This is a genomic window from Comamonas koreensis (genome assembly GCF_021026195.1).
Classification (GTDB): domain Bacteria; phylum Pseudomonadota; class Gammaproteobacteria; order Burkholderiales; family Burkholderiaceae_C; genus Comamonas; species Comamonas koreensis.
The window spans coordinates 437,861-461,074 of the sequence record NZ_JAJNCT010000009.1 but is presented as its reverse complement, the minus strand read 5'-3'; the positions used below and the strand labels follow the sequence as shown (position 1 = coordinate 461,074).

Genomic DNA, 23,214 nt, shown 5'->3' with positions numbered 1-23,214 from the left:
TTAACCCTTGTTGTCCATGGCCGAGCGCAGGCCATCGGAGAGCAGATTGAAGGAGATGGAGGTGATGAAGATCATCAGCCCCGGCAAGGCCGCCACCCAAGGCTGGGTGTAGATGGCCGTGCGCAAGGTGTTGAGCATCAGCCCCCATTCGGGCTCGGGCGGCTTCACGCCCAGGCCTAGAAACGACAGGCCCGAGGCCAGGATCATCGACACCGCAATCAGGCTGGTGGCATAGACAAAGATGGGGCCCAGCACATTGCCCAGCACATGCACCCGCACGATGGTGAAAGCGCTGGCACCGGTGGCGCGCGCCGCCTCCACATAGTCGCGGTTGCGGGCCTGGGCCGTCACGCTCTCGGCCACCCGGGCGATCTGCGGGATGAAGACAATCGTCAGCGACACCAGCGAGTTGAAAATGCCCGCGCCCAGCGCGCCCGACAGCGCAATGGCCAGCAGCACCGAGGGGAAGGCATAGAACACGTCGATGGTGCGCATGATCACCGTGTTGGTGCGGCCACCGGCGTAGCCCGCCACAATGCCGATGCCCGTGCCGATCACAAAGGCCATCAGCACCGGGGTGATGCCCATGAACAGCGACAGGCGCGCGCCCATCATCAGGCGCGACAGCATGTCGCGGCCCAGCTCATCGCTGCCCAGCGGCAGGCCCGCCGTGCCAATGGGCTTGAGCCGCTTGAGCATGGAGGCCAGATAGGGATCGGACGGCGTGATCCAGGGCGCCAGCGCTGCCACTGCAATCAGCAGCAGGATGACGGCGGCCGCGCCCATGGCCACCGGGTCGCGCAGCAGGCGCTGCAGCACCGAGGACCAATAGCCGCGTGAGCGCTGGGCCGGCAGCGGCTGCACCTGGGCCGCTGCTGCATCGGGAAGGGTAAGACTGGTCATGGGGACGGAACCTCCGGGGGTCTGCGCTCAGCGGGCAATGCGGGGATCGAGCAGGGTCTGCACCACATCGATGATGAGGTTGAGCAGCACAAAGAAAACGGCCAGCACCAGGATGGAGCCCTGCAGCAGCGGCAAATCGCGCTGGAAGATGGCCTGGTTGAGCAGAAAGCCGGTGCCCGGCCAGGAGAACACGGTCTCGATCAGGATGGAGCCGCCCAGCAGGTAGCCCAGCTGCAGGCCCATCACCGCCAGCGCCGTGGGCGCTGCATTCTTCAGCACATGGCGGAAGATGCCCAGATGGCCCAGGCCCTTGGCCTTGAGGCCGAGGATGAACTCCTGGTCCAGCAGCTCGGCCACCAGCGCCCGCACGGTGCGCGCAATGATGCCCATGGGGATCACCGACATGGTGATGGCCGGCAGGATCATGAACTGCACATGCGCCCAGTCCCAGGCCCAGTCACCCGAACCGCCCGGCCCGGCGCCGGTGGCGGGCAGCCACATCAGCTGCGACGAGAAGACGATCACCATCACCATGCCCAGCCAGTAGTGCGGCACGCTGACGCCCAGCATCGACAGCATCGAGCAGCTGCGGTCCACCCAGGAGTTGCGGAAATAGCCCGCCACAAAGCCAAACAGGATGCCCAGCACAAAGCCGATCAACGTCGCCACCACGGCCAGGCGCAAGGTGTTGACCACGGCGGCCATCACCTCGGTGGTCACCGGCCGACTGGTGGCAATCGACTGGCCCAGATCGCCCTGCAGCGCGCGCCAGACCCAGCGCAGAAACTGCTCCGGCAAAGGGCGGTTGAAGCCATAGAGCTCGCGCATCTGGGCCTGCAGCTCGGCCGATGCATCGGCGGGCAAGACCGACACCAAGGGGTCCCCTGGCGCGATATGCACCAGGGCAAAGCACAGCAGGGCCACGCCCAGCATGATGGGCAGGGTATAGACAATGCGTCTGATCAGGTAGGCAAGCATGGCGGTTCAAAGGTTCGTGGGGGAGAGGCGGACCATGCGGGGTCGCACTGACGGGGCTGGGCCATCGGCCGCACCTGGCATGCAGCGGTGTCTCAGCACCCGTCTGCATGCCCGGCGCCGCCCGGCTTACTTCATCGTCATCGTCGCGATATCGATGAACCAGCTTTGCGGCTGCACCACGTTGCCGACCTTGGCCGACATCGCGCGCGGGCCTACGTCGTGGGCCACAAAGAGGAAAGGCGACTCATCGACCACCAGGGTGTGCAGCTCGGCCAGGGCCTTGTCGCGCTCCTTGGCATCAAAGGTGGTGCGGGCCTTGTCCACCACCGCATCGACCTGCTTGTTGCTGTAGAAGCCCCAGTTGTTGGACAGCGGCGGGAAAGACTTGGTGCTGACAAAGCGCACCATTGCAAAGAAGGGGTCCATGGTGGCTGCCGTCACATTGGTGGCGCTGGCCTTGTTAGCGCCCGGGTCCTTGGCGCCCAGGCGCCAGCCGGAGAACAGCGTGTTCCACTCCACCACATCGAACTCCACATCAAAGAAGCATTCCTTGAGGTTCTGCTGGATGAACTCGTTCATCGGCAGCGGCTGCATCTGGCCCGAGCCCGACGCGGAAGTCTGGATCTTCACCTTGATCGGCTTGCTGGCGCTGTAGCCGGCCTGGGTCATCAGCGCCTGCGCGGCCTTCACGTCGTACTTGATCTGAAAGCTCGGGCTGCCGCGCCAGGGGTGGCCGGGCTCAAAGATGCCGGTGGCCGGCTCCATCTGGCCGTTCAACAGCTGCTTCATGCTGGCGCGGTCCACGCACAGGTTGGCGGCATGGCGCACGCGCTTGTCCAGCCAGGGCGAGCCCTCGACAAACGAGAACTGCCATGGCCAGATGTGGGGCTGCAGGTTGGAATAGACCTTGAAGCCGCGTGCCTTGATCGCATCGAGCGCATCGGGCGCCGGCGCCTCGATCCAGTCCACCTGGCCGCTCATCAGCGCAGCGGTGCGCGAGTTGGCCTCGGGCAGCGGCAGCAGCACCACCTTGTCGATGGTCGGCGTGCGCTTGGGGTCCCAGTAGCTGGCGTTCTTCACCATCTCGAAGCGCTCACGCGGCACCAGGCGCGCGCCCTTGAACGGGCCGGTGCCCGAGGGGTCGGCAGCAAACGCCGTCCACGCAGCCTTGCTGCGCTCGGCCTTGCCGCTGACGGAGGCCGGCACTGCAGCCAGCTTCTTGGCCCAGTGCGCGGGCGAGGCCATGAACAGATTGCTCAGGTTGATCGGCAAGAAGGAATCGGGCTCGGTGGTGGTCAGCTCCACCGTCAGGTCATTGATCTTCCTGGCGGATTTGAGCGTCGGCATGCGCGATGCCGTCACGCCCACCTGGGCCGGGTCAAACTGCTCGGCCTCCTTGTCCAGCACCTTGTTCACGTTCCAGACCACGGCATCGGCATTGAAGGCGCTGCCGTCGTGGAACTTGACCCCGGGGCGCAGCTTGAACAGCCACTTGGTCTTGTCCTTGGCATCCACCTCCCACGAGAGCGCCAGGCCCGGCACCAGTTCGCTGGGCTTGTCGGCCTTGCTCAGGTCCCACTGGGTCAGCGCGTCATACATCGGAATGCCGGTGAAACGGTTGCCTTCAAAACCCTGGTCCGGCTGGCCCGAGGTGCGCGGGATATCGCCCGCAGTCATCGCAATGCGCAGCACCTTTTCCTGGGCCAGGGCAGCACCTGCGCCCAGCGCCAGGGTGACAGCCAGAGCCAGGCTTTTGAGCGCGGGACGGGAGACGGAGAAACCGGAAGACGCTTGCATCACAGGACCTTTCCAAGAAGTGGGGGATGACAAGTCCAAAGCAAGCTGCGTGCCACATCACACATATCGTTTATCGATACAAGTGATTGATTCATCGATATTTTTGGCATGCTTTATGCGAACGCTCTGCGCATTGTTCGCCTCACTTTCAGGAGTAACCGCATGACCCCCATAGACAGCCTGCGCATTGATGACAACCGCCTCTGGCAATCGCTGATGGCCCTGGCCCAGATAGGGGCCACGCCCAAAGGCGGCGTCTGCCGCATTGCCTTGACCGACGAGGACAAGGCCGGCCGCGACCAGGTGGTGCAGTGGTTCCGCGATGCGGGCCTGCAGGTGCGCGTCGATGAAGTGGGCAATGTGTTTGGCCGCCGCCCCGGCACCGACCCGCAGGCGCGCGCCGTGGCCACCGGCAGCCATATCGACACCCAGCCCACCGGCGGCAAGTTCGATGGCAACTACGGCGTGCTCGCCGGGTTGGAGGTGGTGCGCACGCTCAACAGCCACGGCATCCAGACCGTTGCGCCGCTGGAAGTGGCCTTCTGGATGAACGAGGAAGGCACGCGCTTCACGCCGGTGATGATGGGCTCTGGTGCATTTGCGGGAATTTTTGGTGCAGACCACATCCGCTCGCAACAAGATGGTGCAGGCCTTACTGTCGGCGAGGAGCTGGCCCGCATCGGCTACCTGGGCGATGTGGCCTGTGGCGATGTACCCGGTGGCGCCTTTGCCGCCTACTTTGAAGCGCATATCGAGCAAGGCCCGGTGCTCGAAGCCTATGACAAGCCCATCGGAATCGTCAGCGGCGCGCTGGGCCAGCAGTGGTATGACGTGACCGTCACCGGCATGGACGCCCATGCCGGCCCCACGCCGATGAACCTGCGCCATGATGCGATGCTGGCTGCTGCCCGCATGGTCGATGCCGTCAACCGCATCGCGCTGGACCAGGCGCCGCACGGGCGCGGCACCGTCGGCCATCTGCAGGTGCTGCCCAACTCGCGCAATGTGATCCCCGGCCAGGTCAAGTTCAGCGTCGACTTCCGCAACCTCTCGCAGACCGGGCTGGATGCGATGGACGCCGCCATGCGCACGGAGTTTGCGCGCCTCGCCGACCAGTGCCAGTGCCAGGTGGAGATCACGCAGGTGGTGCGCTTTGCGCCCTGCATCTTCCACCCCGGCTGCGTGGCCAGCGTGCGCGGCGCGGCCGACCGCCTGGGCTATGCGCACATGGAGGTCGTCAGTGGCGCCGGGCACGATGCCGTCTACGTCCACAGCGTGGCGCCCACCGCGATGATCTTTGTGCCCTGCAAGGATGGCATCAGCCACAACGAGATCGAGGACGCCAAATCCGAGCACCTGGCCGCTGGCTGCAATGTGCTGCTGCATGCGATGCTGGCGCATGCCGGGGTGGCCGCTTAATCGGCCGGCAATAGCTGGGACACCGCCCGCGCGCATTCGATCACCAGCGGCGCCAGCGCCTGCTGGGCATCAGCCATGTTCCAGCGGCTGGTGGGCGGCGCCAGGTGGATGGCGCCCACCACCACGCCGCGCGCATTGAACACGGGCGCGGCAATGCCCATGTCGCCCAGGAACAGCTCTTCGCAGTTGGTGGCATAGCCCGTCTGCTGGCACTGCGCCAGTTGCGCCATGACCGCATCCACCGTCGTCAACGTGGCGCGGGTGCGTGGCGGCATGGGCGCCTGCTGCAGCAGTGCCAGGGCCTGCGCGCCCGGCAGCTGGCTCAGGTAGGCGCGGCCGCAGCTGCTGGCATACAGCGGCACCTGGGTGCCCACCGGTGTCAGCACCGGGATGTGCTGGGTCGTCAGCACCTGGGCCAGGTAGACCATGTGCGTGCCCGCTGGCTCGGACAAGGTGGCCGTCTCGCCGCTTTGCCGCGCCAGCTGCGCCAGATAGGTGTGGGCGGCGCTGATCATCGGGTGCGCATCCAGGTAGTTGAAGCCCAGCTCCACCACACGCGGCAGCAGCACAAAGCGCCGCGTGCTCGGATGCTTGCCGATATAGCCCAGCGCCTGCAAGGTGTGCACCGAGCGCTGGGCCGATGCCTTGGTCATACCGGCAGCCTGCGCAATCTCGGCCAGGGTCATGCTGCGGTGCGCGGCATTGAAGGCGCAGAGCACCTGCAGGCCCTTGGCCAGCGAGAGGTTGAACAGGCTGTCGGAGGCAGGCTCAGACAAAGACGCCACCGGCGCATATGCCGGTGGCGTGCTTGGAGAGGTGCGGGGGGCGGCAGCGTCGGCAGAAGCTGCGGTGTCCGAAGACCGGCGGTGGGCGGTGCTGGTGCGCATGGTGCAAAGGCTGGGGGCAATGCCTCAGCCTTCGCAAGAAACGCACCAACTTGCAGCCGGGCCCGTCGCGGGGCGGCTGCAACCAGGTCTTAGCGGCTGCTGGGGAAGCTGAACACCGCACCATCGCGCACACCGGCGCTGGGCCAGCGCTGGGTGATGGTCTTGCGCTTGGTGTAGAAGCGCACGGCATCGGGGCCGTAGGCGTGCAGGTCACCAAACAGGCTGCGCTTCCAGCCGCCGAACGAGTGGTAGGCGACAGGCACAGGCAGCGGCACATTGATGCCGACCATGCCCACCAGAATGTGGTCGCTGAAGTAGCGCGCTGCTTCGCCATCGCGGGTGAAGATGCAGGTGCCGTTGCCGTACTCGTGCGCGTTGATCAGGTCCATCGCCTCTTGCAAGGTCTTGACCCGCACAATGCCCAGCACCGGGCCAAAGATCTCTTCCTGGTAGATCTTCATGCCGGGGCGCACGTTGTCGAACAGGCAGGGGCCGAGGAAGTAGCCGTCCTCATGGCCGGCCACCTGCAGGCTGCGGCCGTCGATCAGCAGCTTGGCGCCCTCTTCCACACCGCTGTCCACATAGGCCTTGACCTTCTCGAAATGCGGCTTGGTGATCAGCGGGCCCATGTCGTTGCTGTTGTCGGTGCCCGGGCCCACCTTCATCTTGGCGATCTCGGCGCTCAGGCCGGCGATCATCTGGTCAGCCACCTCGTCGCCCACGGCCACCACCAGCGGCACGGCCATGCAGCGCTCACCGCAGCTGCCGTAGGCGGCGCCCATCATCGCGGTCACGGCGTTGCTGATGTCGGCATCGGGCATCACCACCGCATGGTTCTTGGCACCGCCCAGCGCCTGCACGCGCTTGCCGCTCTTGCAGCCTTCGCCATAGATGTACTCAGCAATCGGGGTCGATCCGACAAAGCTCACTGCCTTGACGCGTGGGTCATGCAGCAGGGTGTCGACCGCTTCCTTGTCGCCGTTGACGACGTTGAGCACGCCCGGTGGCAGGCCCGCTTCTTGCGCCAGCTGGGCAATGAAGAGCGCGCTGGTCGGGTCGCGCTCGGAGGGCTTGAGCACAAAGGTATTGCCGCAGGCCACGGCCATGGGCCACATCCACAAAGGCACCATCGCGGGGAAGTTGAAGGGCGTGATGCCGGCTGTCACACCGAGCGCCTGGAACTCGCTCCAGCTGTCGATGTTGGGGCCCACATTGCGGCTGTGCTCGCCCTTGAGCAGCTCCGGCGCGTAGCTGGCGAACTCGACGTTCTCGATACCGCGTTGCAGCTCGCCATGCGCATCGGCCAGCACCTTGCCGTGCTCGGCGGTGATCATCGCGGCGATCTTGTCGGCGTTCTGCTCCAGCAGCACCTTGAGCTGACCCATGATGCGCGCGCGCTTGAGCGGCGGCGTATTGCGCCAGGCGGGGAAGGCCTTTTCGCCAGAGGCAATCGCGGCCTCCACCGTGGCCTTGCTGGCCAGCTCCACGCTCACGGTCGATTGGCCCGTTGCCGGGTTGAACACCGGCTGCGTGCGGCCGCCATCGTGCACGATCTTGCCGTCGATCAAATGGCCTACGGTGGCCGTCACATTCTTGTCGTGGTTCATGTCAGTCTCTCTTGGGTTCCATTCAAAAACAGCACCGGCGCCACGAGGGGCCCTTTGCAAAACTCCCTGCCTTGGTCTGAACACGGACTCGGGCGATCCGCTGCGTTGTCTTCCTTGTCAATAGCTCGCTATTGACTGCGAAAGACGCCTTGCGTCTCATCCCGATCCGCGTCCATCCCATTGGGCGAGGGTTCTGCAAAGGGCCCCATATGACGCCAGATAGCAAATAGCTCTTACGGGTGTCAGTTGGTCTCAGCCAGCGCGTCACCCAGCGCGTTGATCAGGCGGTCGATCTCGGCCTTCTCGCTGATGAAGGGCGGCGCCAGCTGGATGGTGTCGCCACCATAGCGCACGTAGAAGCCTTTTTCCCAGCACTTCATCGCGATCTCATAAGGGCGCTTGGCGGGCTCGCCCGGCAGCGCGGCAATGGTGAAGCCGGCGGCCAGACCGTAGTTGCGGATGTCGGCGACATGCTTGGCACCCTTGAGGCTGTGCACGGCGTTTTCAAAGTAAGGTGCCAGCGCCTTCACGCGGCCGGGCATGTCTTCCTTCTCCAGAATGTCCATCACCGCCAGGCCTGCCGCGCAAGCGACGGGGTGGGCCGAGTAGGTGTAGCCGTGGGCAAACTCCAGCATGTACTCGGGGCCGCCTGCGGCCATGAAGGTGTCGTAGATTTCCTTGGTCACCACGCAGCCGCCGAGCGGCTGGGCGCCATTGGTCACCTGCTTGGCAAAGTTCATGATGTCCGGCACCACGCCAAAGGCTTCGGCACCGGTCCAGGCACCGCAGCGGCCAAAGCCGGTGATGACCTCATCAAAAATCAGCAGAATGCCGTGTTGCGTGCAGATCTCGCGGATGCGTTCCAGGTAGCCCTTGGGCGGGATCACCACACCGGCCGAGCCCGAGAACGGCTCGACGATCACTGCGGCGATGTTGCTGGCGTCGTGCAGCGCGATCACATCGAGCAGCTTGTCGGCCAGCGCGCGGCCGCCTTCATCGGACATGCCCTTCTGGAAGGTGCCGGCCGGTGGCTGGGTGTGCGGCAGGTGGTCGGCCACAATGCCCTGGCCAAACATCTTGCGGTTGCCGGCAATGCCGCCCACCGAGATGCCGCCGTAGTTCACGCCGTGGTAGCCCTTCTCGCGGCCCACCAGCACCGTCTTGCCGGCCTGGCCCTTGAGGCGCCAGTAGGCGCGCACCATCTTCAGCGATGTGTCGGCCGCTTCGGAGCCCGAGCCGGTGAAGAACACATGGTCCAGACCTGCGGGCGTGTGTTCCTTGATCTTGTTGGCCAGCGCGAACGAGGCGGGGTGGCCAAACTGGAAAGCCGGTGCGTAATCGAGCTGCAACGCCGCCTTGCCAATCGCCTCGGCCACTTCCTTGCGGCCATGGCCGATGCCCGAGCACCACAGGCCCGAGAGGCCGTCAAAAATCTTGCGGCCATCGGCATCGGTGTAGTAGGCGCCCTGGCCGCTGACGATCATGCGGGGCTGCGCCTTGAAGTTGCGGTTGCCGGTGAAGGGCATCCAGTGCGCGTCCAGCCAGGCTGCATCGGTGCGCAGCGTGGTGCCTGCGTTTTGGTCGTCGATCTGCACAAAGCTCATGGTTTTCTCCTTGGAACGGCGGCGTCCCATTTTTCCAGTGTTGATAGGCGATTGTGGGCCGGTTTTTTTCTTATTCAAATATTGACATATCAAAGCTCACTTGCGGAATTTTGCAAGTAAACCCGGTGACGCATCCGCGCAAGACGCGCCGCTCCTTCCGCCCGCATGCAGGGCCCTTCTGTCTGAAAAACGCTACTGAATAGATAGCTTCGAATGCAGACACAGAGCCTGTTTACACGCTGTTTCACGCTTCATCCCGGCGTCACACAGCCCGGCTATCGTGGCGGTTTTTCTGCCACTGCTACCACCGCCATGACCTCCCACGATCCCTCTGCGCGCCGCCGCTTTCTGCTCTCTTCCACCGCCATCGCCGGCACCGGCCTGCTGCCCGGCATCCTGCGTGCGCAAACGGCGCCTGCGGCCATCACGCAGGATGCGGCGCGGCCCATGCTGCTGTCGGGCCTGCAAAGCGGCGATGTGCTGGCCCACAGTGCCATCGTCTGGGCCCGGGCCAGCCGCGAGGCGCGCATGCGGGTGGAATGGTCCACCACCAGCCACTTCGCCCAAAGCACGCTGGTGCGCGGCCCCGACCTGCTGCCCGATACCGATGGCACTGGCCGTGTCGAGCTGCAGGGCCTGCCCGCCGGGCAGGACATCTTCTACCGCGTGGTGCTCGATGACCTGGCCAGCAGCAACACCCGCAGCCCGGCAGTGCTGGGGCATTTCCGCACCCCGTTGGCCAGCCAGGGCCCAGCCACCCGCCCTTTCCGCCTGGTGTGGAGCGGCGACACCGCCGGCCAGGGCTACGGCATCAACGAGGGCATCGGCGGCATGCGCATCTATGACGAGATGCGCAAGACCAACCCCGATGTCTTTCTGCACAGCGGCGACACCATCTACGCCGACGGCCCCATCCCCGAGACCATCGCGCTGCCCGATGGCAGCACCTGGAAGAACCTGGTCACGCCCCAGGTTGCCAAGGTGGCCGAAACGCTCGAGGAGTACCGGGGCCGCTACCGCTACAACCTGATGGACCAGAACGTGCGCGCGCTGGGCAGCGAGGTCGCACAGATCTGGCAGTGGGACGACCACGAGGTCACCAACAACTACTCGGACAGCAAGAGCGTGGCCAACGACAAGCGCTATTCCGAAAAGAATGTGCAGCTGCTCACCGCCCGGGGCCGCCGCGCGTTTATGGAATACGCACCGATGCGCCCCTTTGGCGCGGCCGAGCAGCAGCGCGTCTACCGCCACCTGCCGCAGGGCCCGCTGGCCGATATCTTTGTGCTGGACATGCGCAGCTACCGGGGCCCCAACAGCCACAACCTGCAGGCGGTGGAAAGCGCCGAGACCGACTTCCTCGGCCGGCCCCAGCTGGACTGGCTGCTGGCCGGCCTCAAGGCCAGCACTGCCACCTGGAAGCTGATTGCCGCCGACATGCCGATCGGCCTGTTCGTGCCCGACGGCAAGGACGCCGAAGGCCGCGACCAGTGGGAAGCCATTGCCAACGGTGAGCACGGCGTGCCCAAGGGGCGCGAGCTGGAGATGGCGCGGCTGTTGAAGGGCATCAAGGATGCGGGCATCCGCAATGTCGTCTGGCTCACCGCCGATGTGCACTACACCGCCGCCCACCACTACAGCCCCGAGCGCGCGCAGTTCAAAGACTTTGCGCCGTTCTGGGAATTCGTCTCCGGCCCCCTCAATGCCGGTGGCTTCGGGCCCAACGAGGCGGACCAGACCTTTGGTCTGGATGTTGTCTTCCACAAGGCGCCGCCGAAGGCCAATTCCGCCCCCAGCGAGGGCTACCAGTTCTTTGGCCAGCTCGACATCCACCACCAGAGCCGCGCGCTGACCGTGGTCCTCAAGGACCTGAACGGCGCCGCGCTCTACACCAAGACGCTGGAGCCGCAGCAGGCCTGAGCGAAGGGCAGGCACGCCAGCCAGGCCCAGATACAGAAGCCGCAGACGCCATGGTTGCTGCGGCTTTTGACAGGGGCCACACGGGCCGAAGCGCGCACCACCGGGCCACGGTGGGCAAGTCGCCGTTGGGGCGCATACTGCGCGCTGGAGTCCATCTTTGGAGCAAGCCCTATGCCTTCCACCGCCTCATTGGTCGATGCCCTCGACCACCTGGTGCTCACCGTGCAGAGCATCCCGCGCAGCATTGCCTTTTACGAGCGGGTGCTGGGTATGGAGGCCCGACAGTTCAAGCCCGGCCGTTACGCGCTGCATTTTGGCCGGCAAAAGATCAACCTGCACGAGGTGGGCCACGTGGTGGACCCGAACGTGAAACATGCAACGCCAGGCTCTGCCGATGTCTGCTTTCTGACCCGCATGCCGCTGGCCGAGGTGATCGCCCATCTGCAGCGCGAGCAGGTCGCCATCGTGCAGGGGCCGGTGCGGGCCGCCGGTGCGCAGGCCACGCTGCAGTCGCTGTATTTCTACGACCCCGATGAGAACCTGATCGAGGTCGCGAACGAGGTGCAGGCTGGCTGATGACTGACGCGCTGGGACTTACCGTTTGACCGCCGCATCGCACCAGCGCTGGGCCACCGCTGGCGAGGTCATGCACACCACCTCCTGGGTAACGGTCGTCACCGCCCGCTCCAGCAGCTGGATATCGGCCTCATGCTGGCGTGCCACATGCGGGTCTTCAAAGAAGATCGCGCGCTGGCAGCGGCGCTCCAGCACCAGGTCGGCGATTTGTGCGTCACCGCCCAGCGGGCCGCTGTTGAAACGGTCCACCCAGGGCTTGTCAGTCGGCCAGCCTTTGCTCCAGGCCAGCTCATTGAGCTTTTGGCCGGTGGTGCCGGTGCCCACGCGGCGGCGGTAGCGCGAGAGCAGCGCAAAATTGCGCTCGCAAAAGTCCAGCATCGCCGGCTTCATCGCATCGTGGGCGATCAGCGCCAGGGTCTGGTTGCCATAGTCGTGCAGGCGGTCGGCATGGCGGTCGGGCGCCAGCCCGGCGTGGATGCGCTCCATCTCCACCCAGTCGCGTGCGCTGGCTGCCGTCGAGATAAAGGGCTTGCCGTGGATCACACATTGGCGCTTCAAGGCCAGCGCCTCAGGGAAGATCGACGACGGGTCCACCGGGTCGATCAGGTAGATGGCGCCGTCGAGCACGCGGTTGTCGCCGGGCATGCCCACCACCTCGGCCACCAGCTTCATCAGCCCGCCTTCGCGGCCATAGGGGTAGCGCACCAGGCCCTTGTGGCCCTTGAGCATTTCTGCCGCTGCAATCGCGTCATAGGTGCGGCCCACCGCATGGAACCCGATGTTCAGCTCCCGGATGCCCTGCTCGCAGGCGCGCAAGAAGCTGAACAGCGCGGCATCCTCGTTCTGGTGGTGCAAACGGTTGGCGGCAAGGCCTAAAAGCATGGTCTATCCCGTGGGTGTGGCAAGCGAGTGGAAAGCATAGCGCCAAATCTGCGCCGCCGGTATGACAGCCGACTGGCGCAGTGGCTCAATGCTGCGCCCAATTCTTAACTTCGGACAACCATCGCCAATCAGCCACACTGCGCTTGCGCTGCCATCCAGCCTGCTCAAGCCCGGCTGGCCCACCAGGTCTGCCACCGGAACCCCAGCCACAGCACCAGCAGCATGGCCGCGCCAAACACCCAGCCGCTCAGCGCACCGGCCATGCCGCCGGACAGCAAGGTGCCGACGGTGCAGCCAATACCGGTCATCGCGCCCCAACCCAGCAGCACCCCGCCGAGCAAACCCCGGCCCGCATCACGCCCGGTGGGCAGGCGGGGGCGGAACTGGCGGCTGGCAAAGGCGGCGATGAATGCGCCGGCCAGCAGGCCCAGCAGCACCAGCGCATTGGGCGTGGCCCAGGTTGCTGCCGGCAAGGTGGCGCAGCCGGCAAAGCCATCCAGGCCATTGAGCCGCTCAGGCACCCAGCCCTGGCCTTGCAGTGCGCCGCGCACCTGGCTGCCGAGCAAGGCCGTCACGCCCAGCGGCCGCATGCGCACAATGGCAGCGGTGGCAATCAAGCCCACCAGCAGGCCGCCCAGGGCATAGTTCCAACGCCCTTGCCACAGGCTGCGCCACAAAACGTGCAGGCTGCGCGGGGCCGCCCCTGCGGGATCTATGGGCGCAGTAGGCAGCGGCAGGCTACGCCGGCGCTGCTGCACATGGCGCTGCCACACCCAGGCCGCCCAGGCCGCCAGCACGCCCAGCTGCAGCAGCAAGGCGCCGCCATAGCCCAGGTGCTGCGGCAGCCAGACGACGGGCGCATCGGCCACCGCCAGGCTGTAGAGCGGGTTCCAGGTCTGAAAACCCAACGCAAAGCCCAGCGCCGTGCCCAGCAGTGCAAACGGCGATGCAGCCGACCCCTCGGCCAGCCGGTACCAGTGCGCGCTGATGCAGGAGCCCGACACCAGCATGCCCGCGCCAAAGGCCAGGCCCGCCAGCACCAGCACCCAGCTGACCGGGCCGATGTGCATATCGGGCGGCAACTGCCCCGCCTGGGGGTTGGGCACCCAGCTGCTCTGCACCACCGTCATGCCCACCAGCCCCACGGCCAGCGCCAGGATGATTGCCAAGATACCGCGCGGGTCATCGCGCTGCAGCCAATCACGCGCATGGCAGTAAAAACAAAAGCGCGAGCGCTGCAGCACCACGCCCAGCGCCAGCCCAATGGCCAGCGCAAACACCAGGGTGCGCCCGCCATCGCGCTGCAGCAGGGCCTGCTGCAATGGCCACAGCGCCAGCAGCAGCACGGCCGCCACCACCGGCTGCCAATAGGCGCTGATGGCCCCGGCCGCGCGCTGCCCGGCAGCGCTGCCCGCACCCCCCAAACCCACGCTGGAATCAGTCATGGCATTCCATCCAAAAAAATGCCCGCGCTGGGCGGGCATTGAACACAGGACCGAGCCCATGCGGAGACATTCAAACCATGCTTATTTCGCAGCCCAGATCGTGCCGGCCGGGTTGTTGATCGGCACGCCCACGCTGTTGCCGTATTCGGTCCAGGAGCCGTCATAGTTCTTCACCTGGTAGCCCAGGATCTTGCTGAGCGCAAACCAGGTGTGGCTGCTGCGCTCGCCAATGCGGCAGTAGGTGATGATGGGCTTGCTGCCGTCGATGCCGGCATCGGCATAGAGCTTTTGCAGATCAGCCCGCGATTTGAAGGTGCCGTCCTCATTGACCGCCTTGCCCCAGGGCACATTCACTGCACCAGGGATATGGCCGGCGCGGATTGACAGCTCCGGCACACCGGCAGGCGCAAACACCTTGCCCTGGTATTCATCGGCCGAGCGGATATCCACCAGCTGCGTGGCGCCCTTGCCCTCCACCGCCGCCAGCGCATCGCCCAGGCGGGCCCGCAAATCGGTGTTGATCTGGCCCACGCGGTAGGTGGTGGCAGCGTAGTCGGGTGCACGGTTGTTCAGCGCACGGTTCTCGGCCTCCCACTTCTTGCGGCCGCCATCGAGCAGCTTGACGTTCTTCACGCCATACACATCAAACACCCAGGCGCCCCAGGCCGCAAACCAGTTGTTGGTATCGCCGTACAGCACGACGGTGGTGTTGTCGCTCACGCCGCCCTTGGACAACAATTGCTCAAACGCCTCCTTGCTGACAATGTCGCGGCGCACCTTGTCATTGAGGTCGTTGTGCCAGGAGAAGTTGACCGCCCCCGGGATATGCGCCCGCTCATACAGCCCCGGGTTCACGCTGACCTCGATCACCCGCACATCGGGCCGCTGCAGATTGGCCGCCAGCCATTCGGTACTGACCAGCGCGCCCGCAGGCACCGCCTGCGGCGTGTTGGCAAAGGCAGGGCTCGCGCCCCAAACGGCTGCCGCTGCGGTACCGGCAATCAAAACGCGCCAAGGCGCTGCTGTGCGGATAGTCATGCTGTGTCGTCCTTCAGGTCATGGGAGAAAAGGCTGCCATCACGGCAGGGCCTGCTTGCACTGTGCATGTTGCAAGCAGCTACTCCAACTGAGGAATGCGCAGATGCATATGTGATCTGCGCGCTTGACAGGTGCTAAGCATGAACGACATCGGTGCAGCGCCAGCGTGCACTGGGCTGGGCTGCTTCCACTTTGGGAGCTAAAACGCCTCCCTAACGCCATGGGCTAACCCCAGCCAAGCCGGGTTTCTCAAGCCCCGCTGACCGAGTCCGCCCACTGCTGCGCCGTCTGCAGCCGCGCACGCGGGCCAAAGCTGCTGGTGCTGCTGAGGGTGATGTTGTGGTGCGCAATCACCTGCTGCGGCGTGACGGCGGCATTGCCGCAAGTGGTGTGCGCATCCTCCAGCAGCACCACCGGGTAGCCATGGCGCAGCGCTGCGCGCGTGGTCACATCCACGCAGTACTCCGTGTGCATGCCGCCAATCACCAGCTCCTGCACGCCCAGGTTTTGCAGCATGGGCAATAGGTCGGTTTTCCAGAACGCATCGCCGGTGGTTTTGTCCAGGGTCAGGTCGCTGCTCTCCACCTGCAGGCCCTCGGCCAGTTGCCATCCGGGCGTACCCGCTTCCAGGCCAGGCTCGGCGTGGCGCACCCAGATGATGGGTGTATTGGCTTGGCGTGCTGCGGTGGTGACCTGGTTGATGCGGGCGATCAGAGCGGGGCAATCCCAGGCGGCGTTGGGGCCGGTGCAGAGGGATTGTTGGATGTCTATGAGGAGGAGGGCAGTGGACATGGTTTTTTTGAAGGCCAGCGTTAAAGGTCTTGTGGGGGCCAGATAAGGGTGATTGCCATACTTAAGTATACGTTGAGGCAAATTATATATATGCAGCAGATACTAAGTTATAGCTTTGGATACCTATATATATACACCATAGCTTCACCCTATCAATCAAATGGTTATGTTCATCACAGAAATTTGATAGATTCACAACATTTTTTGGCAAGCAGTTATAGAACATACCAATAGACCCATGTAAACACGCTTATGCATACAAAGATACTGCTTTAGGCAAGAAATACACGCTTCCATCTGCAGTGAATTAAAATTTCCTTTGCCACAGAATGTATCCAATCCGAAGTTTCTCCCATTTCTCCAAAAGCCCATTGGTAAAAAGAGCATTCCCCGAAGGTACAGTTGTTTGCATAACTCCATCAAACAGCTATGAAAAAACTTCACCTTGCACTTACGGCTTCGGCACTCGTTATCGCATGTCAATTGACGCATGCAAAAGGATGGGTTGATGTGGCGCAGCACGACAGATTCGCTGGATGGGCCTGCAAATCAGGTTCAGCGCAGATGGTTGATGTGCATATTTATGCAAACGGAAGAATAATTGGTGCTGGGAAAGCTGGTAACCGTAGAGAAGATGCTGTCAAGAATGTCTGTGGAAGCACATCTCATTTCCATGGATTCGATGTTCCATTGGCAACCCCTGCACATATGCTGGATGGAACGATGAAGGATATTATTATCTATGCGATCTATAATGATGGATTTCATGAGAAATTAGATAACACACCTATCAAGGTGCAATTTCCTCATGGAGGCAATAGCACGCCGCCTCCCGCAAATTTTGGCGATATTGTCGGGCGGGATTTGGATGTTTCCGGCCTGGGGTATGTTGGACATATTGGTGTGTGGGACGGAGAAATGGTGGTTGAAGCCATAGGATTTAAAGATGCTCGCAATACTATTAAACGTACGCCATGGAGTGCTTACAATAGCAATCCAACCAAATGGCAAACAATATCTCCGGTCACCATCAATGTAAGGCATAAATATTGCCACGCCAAAGAGTGTCTTTTGACCGAATTGGAAAATGGAAATTTGGTATCAATGACTGGATCTACCCATGGGGTAAGAGAAATGGCAGCCAAATCTGCTTACGTAAAATTCCTCATTGGTGCCGAGTACACTGCTACAGCCCAGTCCTCAGCTGCAAAGCAAGGATATCGATATTATTCAAAAAGACACTGTTTCCCATTTGGCTCGAGCTGTCAGCCACGCCAAATTAAATCGAAGCCTACGCGAGGAATTTATCGATGCGATACCTTCGTGTTAGACGCTTGGGGCGGAACATCCGCACTTTATTCGAATGCTCTTTCCGGCATAAAAGCTGCACCTTTTGAAAATAGAAGTAACCTAGATAAATGGTACAAGCACATTGACTCCCTAACTTCTTGGTATCGACTTCAAACCCCAAAAAACGTATATGACAATATGCAAAGAGCTTGGTGGTAAAAGTGAATAATTATAGAAAATCAGCCATATTGGTCGCCGTGTTTTTTATTCTGGGGGGCATGGTTAGTTATTTCATCAATGATGCTCCCCACGAAAAACTATCCACAGGGGATAAAGTGCCATCCCAACATGGCAGTGGCTTAATGGGCACTCCCCTCACCCAACCAATAACCAAGACTTCTTTGCCAAAAGCCGATGCATCTCCTGACCCTGATCTTCAAGCTATTCGAAAGACAAAACGCGATAGACTTTTCGACTATTCGAGATCAGGCAACTTCGCAGACACCCGTAGTGTTCTAAAAGCTGCATTAACCGATGGACTGATCAGTGAAGATGAATACTATGGTGAGCTCGCACATATGTTTCATCTACCTGTCAAGCAAGCTCATAGCATCATTTCAGAAATCATAGGATCCGGCAATGCTTATGGATTTGAAGTTTTGGTAGCAAGTCTGGAGGAAAATTATGAAGTCGCAAAATCCATGACTGCAGATGAACGCCAGGACGTTTTTGAACAATTGAACAAAAACAAACCCGGGATGGTCAGCGACATGAGTCTCTTGGGCGTCGGCAGCGTTTCAAAATATACCAGTTGGGTGGGATCGCTCAGGGCTTTTTCGACCGAAGAGGCGTTTATCAAGAATCTCAATGATCTTATTGAAAATAGAATATCAGACCCCCGAGAAGCGTTTGGCCTTTATGACATTCTTATAAAAAAGAACTATTCCGAGAAGGTCAGTAGCTCAGCACTCAGAAAATATAACTTTTTCATAGCCACCTACCAAGAGAGCTATCCAAAGAACAGAATAGCGGAGTTGGTGTCTTCCGGTAATTGGTGAGCTCGCCTCCTGCGCAGGCATGGGCAAGTGCGTGCTCGGTGATCAATCATGGGCGAGAGGTATGGGATGTTGGTGCACGGCTTGCGCCGGTTCAGGGAGAGCGCGACGACCCTCACCCCTACATTGCCCGCATGGCCTCCACCCGCACCGAGCTGCGCTCGCTCCAGCGGAACGTCCACATGGCCGCTTGTTTGCAGGTATTCCGCTGTTATCCGTTTGACACGCGTACAAACCTTATCGCTGTGGGCAAAATCTGCCTTCAACGCTCGGCACCCTCCAGCAGCGCTGGTCTTCTCATGTCCCCAACAGGTCAACCGGCGCCAATCCCCCACAGCACCCAGGTTGGAATATAGGAATACGCTGTACCCCGTTCCAGCTATCTGTCGATGCAGCCTCCGTGCACAACCTGTGACGCACAGGGCCATCCACCTCAACAGCGCACAACCAACCGGACACCCCCCATGCAAAGAACCACCGACCCATCCCTCACCCCCGCCAGCACCACCACCCCCTCGCAGCTGTTCCAGCCCCTCACCCTGTCCCAGCTCACCCTCCCCAACCGCATCGTCATCGCCCCGATGTGCCAGTACTCGGCGCAGGACGGCAATGCCAATGACTGGCATTTGATGCACTACGGCAGCCTGGCCGTGTCGGGCGCGGGCATGCTGGTGCTGGAGGCCACGGCGGTGTCGGCGGTGGGGCGCATTACCGATAAGGACCTGGGCATCTACTCCGATGACAACCAACAGGCGCTGGGGCGGCTGATGGGGTCGCTGCGCAAGCTCTCGGCGATTCCGGTCGCTATCCAGCTGGCCCATGCAGGCCGCAAGGCCTCCAGCCATCTGCCTTGGGAAGGCGCTGCGCAGATTGCGCCCGATGCGCCCCGGGGCTGGGTGGCGCAGGCGCCTTCGGCGATTGCCCATGCGGCGGGCGAGGTGCCGCCGGCCGAGATGACCCCTGCCGAGCTGGCAGAAGTGAAGGATGCGTTTGTGGCCGCAGCCAAGGCGGCCGATGCGCTGGGCATCGATGGCATCGAGATCCACATGGCCCATGGCTACTTGCTGCACGAGTTCCTCTCGCCGCTATCCAACACCCGCAGCGACGCCTATGGCGGCAGCCTGGAGAACCGCCTGCGCTACCCGCTGGAGGTGTTTGCCGCCGTGCGCGCGGCCGTGCCTGCGGCCAAGCCGGTGTGGGTGCGCATCTCGGCATCGGATTGGGCGCCGGGCGGCTGGGATATCGATGGCTCGATCGCGCTGGCCCAGGGGCTGAAGGCGCTGGGTTGCAGTGCCATCCATGTGTCCTCGGGCGGGCTGTCGACCGCCCAGCAAATCCCCGTGCAGCCGGGCTACCAGGTGGGTTTTGCCGAGGCCATCAAGCAGGCCACCGGCCTGACCACGATTGCCGTCGGTTTGGTGACCGAGCCTGCGCAGGCCGAGCACATTGTGGCCTCGGGCCAGGCCGATGCCGTGGCCATTGGCCGCGCCGCCTTGTACGACCCGCGCTGGCCCTGGCATGCGGCCGCCAGCCTGGGCGCTCAGGTGGATGCGCCGCGCCAGTACTGGCGCAGCCAGCCGCGTGAGTTCAGCAAGCTGTTCCGTGGCGCAGCGGTAGGCGTGCGCTAAGAGCCACTCACACAACCCTTGATACGTCGTTGCCTCGCCGGCCGCACCAAGCCTTGTCGTACTTCTGTACTGCCTGCGGCTTGGCGCCTAGTCGGGGACGCCTAGTCTCAACCGCAAACCTTCGGTTTGCTGGGCCGTGTAAGTGGCTCTAAACAGCTTCTGTAAACACTGAGGGCGGCAGCAGCCAAAGCCGCTAAGCTATGCGGATGCCTGCCCGCCCTCCCGTGTTTGCCTCCCCGCCCCACCCCCCTGCCGCTGCCCGCCGCGCCCGCGCGGTGCTGGGCCAGCTCAGCGATATGGATTTGCGGCTGCTGCAGGTCTTCAAGAGCGTGGTGGAGTGCGGGGGCATGTCGGCCGCCGAGCTGGAGCTCAACATCGGCACGTCGACCTTGAGCCGCCACATGAAGGACCTGGAGACCCGCCTGGGCATGGTGCTGTGCCGGCGCGGGCGCGCGGGTTTTGCGCTGACGCCAGAGGGCCACCAGGTTTACGAGGCCACCTTGCAGCTGCTCGGCGGCGTCGATCTGTTCCGCAGCCGCATTGACGATATCCACGCCCGCATGGGCGGCAATCTGGAGATCGCCATCTTCGACAAGACGGTGAGCAACCCGCAGGCCCAGATCCACCGCGCGATTGCGCAGTTCCACAGCCAGGCCCCGGATGTGAACCTGCAGCTGCACGTCAGCTCGATCAACGCGATCGAGCGCGGGCTGATGGACGGGCGCTTTCATGTGGGCATCATCCCGGCGCACCGCAGTTCGGCCAGTCTGGTCTACCGCGATCTGTTTGCCGAGAACATGCAGCTGTACTGCGCCGCCGGCCATGACCTGTGGGAGCAGCAGCACCAGGCGCTGGACTGGGAGCAGCTGCGCAGCTACCCCTTTGCCGGCCTGGGCTACCACTCGCCCAATATGGAGCTGAGCCACAGCGTGCGGCTGCCACGCGCGGCCACCGGGTTTGACCAGGAGTCGATTGCCACCTTGATTTTGTCCGGGTGTTTTTTGGGATTTTTGCCGGACCACTACGCGGCCAGTTTTGAAAACCAAGGTTTGATGCGGGCTGTACGGCCAGAACGCTTCCATTACCGTTGCCAATTCGTGGCCATGTGGCGCTTATCGCCCGCTCCGAGCCGTGTGGCGCAGGCCTTTATTGACTGCCTCCTCAACGCCCACACAGCAGTTGACTAAGTTGCTATGAAATTAACTTATCCACAGAAACCGGCTTCCCGGTGTGCATTTCTTTCCTAGAGGGAGATTGCAGGGAGTTTCTCGCGCAACAACGGGAACATTGCACAAAATTATCCACAGGGTGAGAATCGGAAAACTGCCGCTTTTGCACTGCAGCAAAGGCCTGGCGCCCACCGGGCCCCAGGAACCGCACCTGCGCGACTGCCTCCCTCCGCGCGCAGGCCGGCCAACGCAGCAGGCATGCGGTTCGGCGCTACCATCGCTACCGTAACGACCACCCTGGACTGCCCCGTGCCCAAGCCTGCGCCCACCGCCACCCCATCGCGCCCCTGCCCGCCCGGCGCAGCCAAGCCTGCGGCCCCTGCCAAGGCCCGGGCCACGATTGCCGATGTGGCACTGGCGGCCCAGGTCTCCAAGGCCACGGTGTCGCGCTACCTCAATGGCCGCACCGACATCCTCACCCCCGATATGGCCAAGCGCGTGCAGGAGGCCATTGCCCGCCTGCAGTACCGGCCCAGCCCGATGGCCCAGGCGCTCAAGCATGGCCGCACCCGCCTGATTGGCCTGGCGGTGGCCGATGTGACCAACCCCTTCTCGGTGGCGGTGCTGCAGGGCGCAGAAAAAGCCTGCCAGGCCGCCGGCTACCTGCTGGTGCTGTTCAACCTGGGCAATGAGGCCGGGCGCGAACGCGACGCCATGCATGCGCTGTCCGCCTACCAGCTCGACGGCATGATCCTCAACCGCGTGGACACCAGCGCCCAGCTCTGGCAGGACGCGCAACTGCATGGCAAGCCCATCGTGCTGGTGGACCGGTTCCAGGAAGGGATGGACGCCGATTTTGTGACCGTGGACAACCCCGGCGTGGTGCAGATCGCGATGGACCATCTGCAGCAGCAAGGCTTTGACGAGGTGCTGCTGGTGACCGAGCCGATTGCCGATGTGAGCTCGCGCACCGCGCGCCAGCAGGCCTTTGCCCGCTACCTGCAAGGCCAGACCAGCAAGCGGCGCGGCAAGCCTGCCACCATGCAGGGCGATGTGTGGGAGAGCACACCGCACAACGCCAGCGCCTTGCAGCAGCACCTGCAGCACTGGCAGCAGCAGGCGCTGCAAACCGGCCGTCGCCCCGCCGTGCTGGCCGGCAATGCCGTGGCCAGCCTGCGCGTGGCCACCGCCGTGCACGCACTGGGCTGGGTGCCCGGGCGGGAGCTGGGCATCATCGGTGTGGACGAGACCGACTGGGCCGCGCTGGTGGGCCCGGGCCTGAGCACGGTGGCCCAGCCCACCGATGCACTGGGGCAGGCGGCGGCCACCTGCCTGATCGAGCGCATCCAGGGCCTGCAAAGTCCCGCCCGCACGGTCGAGTTACCAGGCACCATCATTGTGCGCGGCTCGACAAAATCGCCAATCAATTGATTTACAACGCTTAAAAAAGGCGTTACGCACCAAACTAGGGCAAACCCTAGTAATCGTTCCGTAACCTTCCGTTAAACTGCGGCGCTACTGAAACCGGTTTCAAACGCGCCGCATCGCCATGAACTACACGTTCCAATTCGACCAGGTCTTGGCAGCCTGGCCGCAGCTATTGCAGGGCACCTGGGTGACCATCCAGCTGTCCTTTCTCGCCATGATCATCGGCCTGGCCGTCGCAATCGTCTGCGCCTGGGGCAAGACCTCGGGCCCGGCGCCGCTGCGCTTTGTCATCAATGCCTACATCGAGCTGATCCGCAACACGCCCTTTCTGGTGCAGTTGTTTTTCTTCTTCTTTGCGTTGCCGGCCGTGGGCCTGCGCTGGTCGCCGCAAACCGCCGCACTGGTGGCCATGGTGGTCAACCTGGGCGCCTATGCGACTGAGATCATCCGCGCCGGCATCGAATCCATCCCCAAGGGCCAGATCGAAGCCGGCCTGGCGCTGGATCTGAAGCGCTGGGAAATCTTCCGCTTCGTGATCCTCAAGCCCGCGCTCAAGACCATCTACCCGGCGCTGACCAGCCAGTTCATCTTGCTGATGCTGAGCTCGGCTGTGGTGTCCGTGATCTCGGCCGACGACCTGACCTCGGTCGCCGCCAATATCCAGTCCGAGACCTTCCGCAGCTTTGAGGTCTACATCGTCGTAGCCGCCATCTACCTGCTGCTGTCGCTGGCCTTCAACCTGCTGTTCAAGCTCATCTACCAGATGGCCTTGAACTACCCAGACCGTCGCTGAACT

At 63.0% G+C, this 23,214-nt stretch carries 19 protein-coding genes; 9 read left to right on the top strand and 10 right to left on the bottom strand.

Going from position 1 to position 23,214, the window contains the following annotated elements; genetic code table 11:
• The 3 genes from LPW39_RS09940 to LPW39_RS09930 all read right to left on the bottom strand — a co-directional run bounded on the left by LPW39_RS09940 (position 1) and on the right by LPW39_RS09930 (position 3,678).
• Positions 1 to 903 (bottom strand): ABC transporter permease, encoded by a 903-nt coding sequence (locus tag LPW39_RS09940; RefSeq protein WP_230774131.1) that lies wholly within the window; start codon positions 901 to 903, stop codon positions 1 to 3.
• A 27-nt stretch (positions 904 to 930) separates the two neighbouring features.
• The gene (locus LPW39_RS09935; RefSeq protein ID WP_230774129.1) at positions 931 to 1,881 is read right to left on the bottom strand and encodes an ABC transporter permease; all 951 of its coding nucleotides are present in this window, start codon (positions 1,879 to 1,881) and stop codon (positions 931 to 933) included.
• A gap of 126 nt (positions 1,882 to 2,007) precedes the next feature.
• The gene (locus LPW39_RS09930; protein ID WP_230774128.1) at positions 2,008 to 3,678 is read right to left on the bottom strand and encodes an ABC transporter substrate-binding protein; all 1,671 of its coding nucleotides are present in this window, start codon (positions 3,676 to 3,678) and stop codon (positions 2,008 to 2,010) included.
• A 162-nt stretch (positions 3,679 to 3,840) separates the two neighbouring features.
• On the opposite strand from LPW39_RS09930, the gene LPW39_RS09925 reads away from it, so the two are divergent.
• Positions 3,841 to 5,097, top strand: coding sequence for a Zn-dependent hydrolase (locus LPW39_RS09925; RefSeq protein ID WP_230774126.1), 1,257 nt, complete (start codon positions 3,841 to 3,843; stop codon positions 5,095 to 5,097).
• Here the strand turns inward: LPW39_RS09925 and LPW39_RS09920 are convergent.
• The 3 genes from LPW39_RS09920 to LPW39_RS09910 form a co-directional block, all read right to left on the bottom strand.
• The gene (locus tag LPW39_RS09920) at positions 5,094 to 5,873 is read right to left on the bottom strand and encodes an IclR family transcriptional regulator (RefSeq protein WP_230774124.1); all 780 of its coding nucleotides are present in this window, start codon (positions 5,871 to 5,873) and stop codon (positions 5,094 to 5,096) included. The two genes, LPW39_RS09925 and LPW39_RS09920, sit on opposite strands and share 4 nt — an antisense overlap.
• A 200-nt stretch (positions 5,874 to 6,073) precedes the next feature.
• Entirely contained in the window at positions 6,074 to 7,591 is a 1,518-nt protein-coding gene (locus LPW39_RS09915; protein ID WP_133858143.1) for a CoA-acylating methylmalonate-semialdehyde dehydrogenase, read from the bottom strand.
• 242 nt (positions 7,592 to 7,833) lie between these two features.
• Positions 7,834 to 9,195, bottom strand: coding sequence for an aspartate aminotransferase family protein (locus tag LPW39_RS09910; RefSeq protein WP_230774122.1), 1,362 nt, complete (start codon positions 9,193 to 9,195; stop codon positions 7,834 to 7,836).
• A 312-nt stretch (positions 9,196 to 9,507) separates the two neighbouring features.
• Here LPW39_RS09910 and LPW39_RS09905 point away from each other — a divergent pair, with 312 nt between their 5' ends.
• The gene (locus tag LPW39_RS09905) at positions 9,508 to 11,115 is read left to right on the top strand and encodes an alkaline phosphatase D family protein (RefSeq protein WP_230774121.1); all 1,608 of its coding nucleotides are present in this window, start codon (positions 9,508 to 9,510) and stop codon (positions 11,113 to 11,115) included.
• 171 nt (positions 11,116 to 11,286) lie between these two features.
• Positions 11,287 to 11,691, top strand: coding sequence for a VOC family protein (locus LPW39_RS09900; protein ID WP_230774119.1), 405 nt, complete (start codon positions 11,287 to 11,289; stop codon positions 11,689 to 11,691).
• A gap of 18 nt (positions 11,692 to 11,709) precedes the next feature.
• On the opposite strand, the gene LPW39_RS09895 is transcribed toward LPW39_RS09900, so the two are convergent.
• The 4 genes from LPW39_RS09895 to LPW39_RS09880 form a co-directional block, all read right to left on the bottom strand.
• A complete protein-coding gene (locus LPW39_RS09895; RefSeq protein WP_230774117.1) occupies positions 11,710 to 12,573 on the bottom strand; it encodes a methylglyoxal synthase in 864 nt (287 codons plus the stop codon).
• A gap of 164 nt (positions 12,574 to 12,737) precedes the next feature.
• Complete coding sequence (locus tag LPW39_RS09890) at positions 12,738 to 14,018, bottom strand: YeeE/YedE family protein (protein ID WP_230774116.1); 1,281 nt, start codon at positions 14,016 to 14,018, stop codon at positions 12,738 to 12,740.
• Between the two features lie 81 nt (positions 14,019 to 14,099).
• The gene (locus LPW39_RS09885; protein ID WP_230774115.1) at positions 14,100 to 15,056 is read right to left on the bottom strand and encodes a sulfurtransferase; all 957 of its coding nucleotides are present in this window, start codon (positions 15,054 to 15,056) and stop codon (positions 14,100 to 14,102) included.
• Positions 15,057 to 15,305: 249 nt separating this feature from the next.
• Positions 15,306 to 15,848 carry a cysteine hydrolase family protein gene (locus LPW39_RS09880; RefSeq protein ID WP_230774114.1) on the bottom strand — a complete coding sequence of 181 codons (543 nt, stop codon included), beginning with the start codon at positions 15,846 to 15,848 and terminating at the stop codon, positions 15,306 to 15,308.
• Positions 15,849 to 16,277: 429 nt separating this feature from the next.
• Between LPW39_RS09880 and LPW39_RS09875 the strand changes: the two genes are divergently transcribed.
• From LPW39_RS09875 to LPW39_RS09850, 6 genes are all read left to right on the top strand, one after another.
• Positions 16,278 to 17,357 (top strand): hypothetical protein, encoded by a 1,080-nt coding sequence (locus LPW39_RS09875; RefSeq protein ID WP_230774113.1) that lies wholly within the window; start codon positions 16,278 to 16,280, stop codon positions 17,355 to 17,357.
• Positions 17,351 to 18,196 carry a hypothetical protein gene (locus tag LPW39_RS09870; protein ID WP_230774112.1) on the top strand — a complete coding sequence of 282 codons (846 nt, stop codon included), beginning with the start codon at positions 17,351 to 17,353 and terminating at the stop codon, positions 18,194 to 18,196. Before LPW39_RS09875 ends, LPW39_RS09870 begins: the two co-directional genes overlap by 7 nt.
• A gap of 461 nt (positions 18,197 to 18,657) precedes the next feature.
• On the top strand, positions 18,658 to 19,821 hold the full coding sequence (locus LPW39_RS09865; protein WP_230774111.1) for an NADH:flavin oxidoreductase/NADH oxidase: 1,164 nt from the start codon (positions 18,658 to 18,660) through the stop codon (positions 19,819 to 19,821).
• 206 nt (positions 19,822 to 20,027) lie between these two features.
• Positions 20,028 to 21,008: a LysR family transcriptional regulator gene (locus tag LPW39_RS09860; RefSeq protein ID WP_407928821.1), complete on the top strand. Its 981-nt coding sequence runs from the start codon at positions 20,028 to 20,030 to the stop codon at positions 21,006 to 21,008.
• Positions 21,009 to 21,248: 240 nt separating this feature from the next.
• A complete protein-coding gene (locus tag LPW39_RS09855) occupies positions 21,249 to 22,421 on the top strand; it encodes a LacI family DNA-binding transcriptional regulator (RefSeq protein WP_230774109.1) in 1,173 nt (390 codons plus the stop codon).
• A 118-nt stretch (positions 22,422 to 22,539) separates the two neighbouring features.
• The gene (locus LPW39_RS09850) at positions 22,540 to 23,211 is read left to right on the top strand and encodes an amino acid ABC transporter permease (protein ID WP_230774108.1); all 672 of its coding nucleotides are present in this window, start codon (positions 22,540 to 22,542) and stop codon (positions 23,209 to 23,211) included.
• Positions 23,212 to 23,214: the final 3 nt, after the last annotated feature.

Bases quoted from the DNA above. Each gene is read 5' to 3' on its own strand.
- LPW39_RS09875 (WP_230774113.1), top strand. From the start codon at position 16,278: ATGAAAAAACTTCACCTTGCACTTACGGCTTCGGCACTCGTTATCGCA.
- LPW39_RS09910 (WP_230774122.1), bottom strand. From the start codon at position 9,195: ATGAGCTTTGTGCAGATCGACGACCAAAACGCAGGCACCACGCTGCGC.
- LPW39_RS09890 (WP_230774116.1), bottom strand. From the start codon at position 14,018: ATGACTGATTCCAGCGTGGGTTTGGGGGGTGCGGGCAGCGCTGCCGGG.
- LPW39_RS09935 (WP_230774129.1), bottom strand. From the start codon at position 1,881: ATGCTTGCCTACCTGATCAGACGCATTGTCTATACCCTGCCCATCATG.
- LPW39_RS09865 (WP_230774111.1), top strand. From the start codon at position 18,658: ATGCAAAGAACCACCGACCCATCCCTCACCCCCGCCAGCACCACCACC.
- LPW39_RS09900 (WP_230774119.1), top strand. From the start codon at position 11,287: ATGCCTTCCACCGCCTCATTGGTCGATGCCCTCGACCACCTGGTGCTC.
- LPW39_RS09930 (WP_230774128.1), bottom strand. From the start codon at position 3,678: ATGCAAGCGTCTTCCGGTTTCTCCGTCTCCCGTCCCGCGCTCAAAAGC.
- LPW39_RS09905 (WP_230774121.1), top strand. From the start codon at position 9,508: ATGACCTCCCACGATCCCTCTGCGCGCCGCCGCTTTCTGCTCTCTTCC.
- LPW39_RS09885 (WP_230774115.1), bottom strand. From the start codon at position 15,056: ATGACTATCCGCACAGCAGCGCCTTGGCGCGTTTTGATTGCCGGTACC.
- LPW39_RS09850 (WP_230774108.1), top strand. From the start codon at position 22,540: ATGAACTACACGTTCCAATTCGACCAGGTCTTGGCAGCCTGGCCGCAG.
- LPW39_RS09895 (WP_230774117.1), bottom strand. From the start codon at position 12,573: ATGCTTTTAGGCCTTGCCGCCAACCGTTTGCACCACCAGAACGAGGAT.
- LPW39_RS09925 (WP_230774126.1), top strand. From the start codon at position 3,841: ATGACCCCCATAGACAGCCTGCGCATTGATGACAACCGCCTCTGGCAA.
- LPW39_RS09860 (WP_407928821.1), top strand. From the start codon at position 20,028: ATGCCTGCCCGCCCTCCCGTGTTTGCCTCCCCGCCCCACCCCCCTGCC.
- LPW39_RS09880 (WP_230774114.1), bottom strand. From the start codon at position 15,848: ATGTCCACTGCCCTCCTCCTCATAGACATCCAACAATCCCTCTGCACC.
- LPW39_RS09940 (WP_230774131.1), bottom strand. From the start codon at position 903: ATGACCAGTCTTACCCTTCCCGATGCAGCAGCGGCCCAGGTGCAGCCG.
- LPW39_RS09915 (WP_133858143.1), bottom strand. From the start codon at position 7,591: ATGAACCACGACAAGAATGTGACGGCCACCGTAGGCCATTTGATCGAC.
- LPW39_RS09855 (WP_230774109.1), top strand. From the start codon at position 21,249: ATGCGGTTCGGCGCTACCATCGCTACCGTAACGACCACCCTGGACTGC.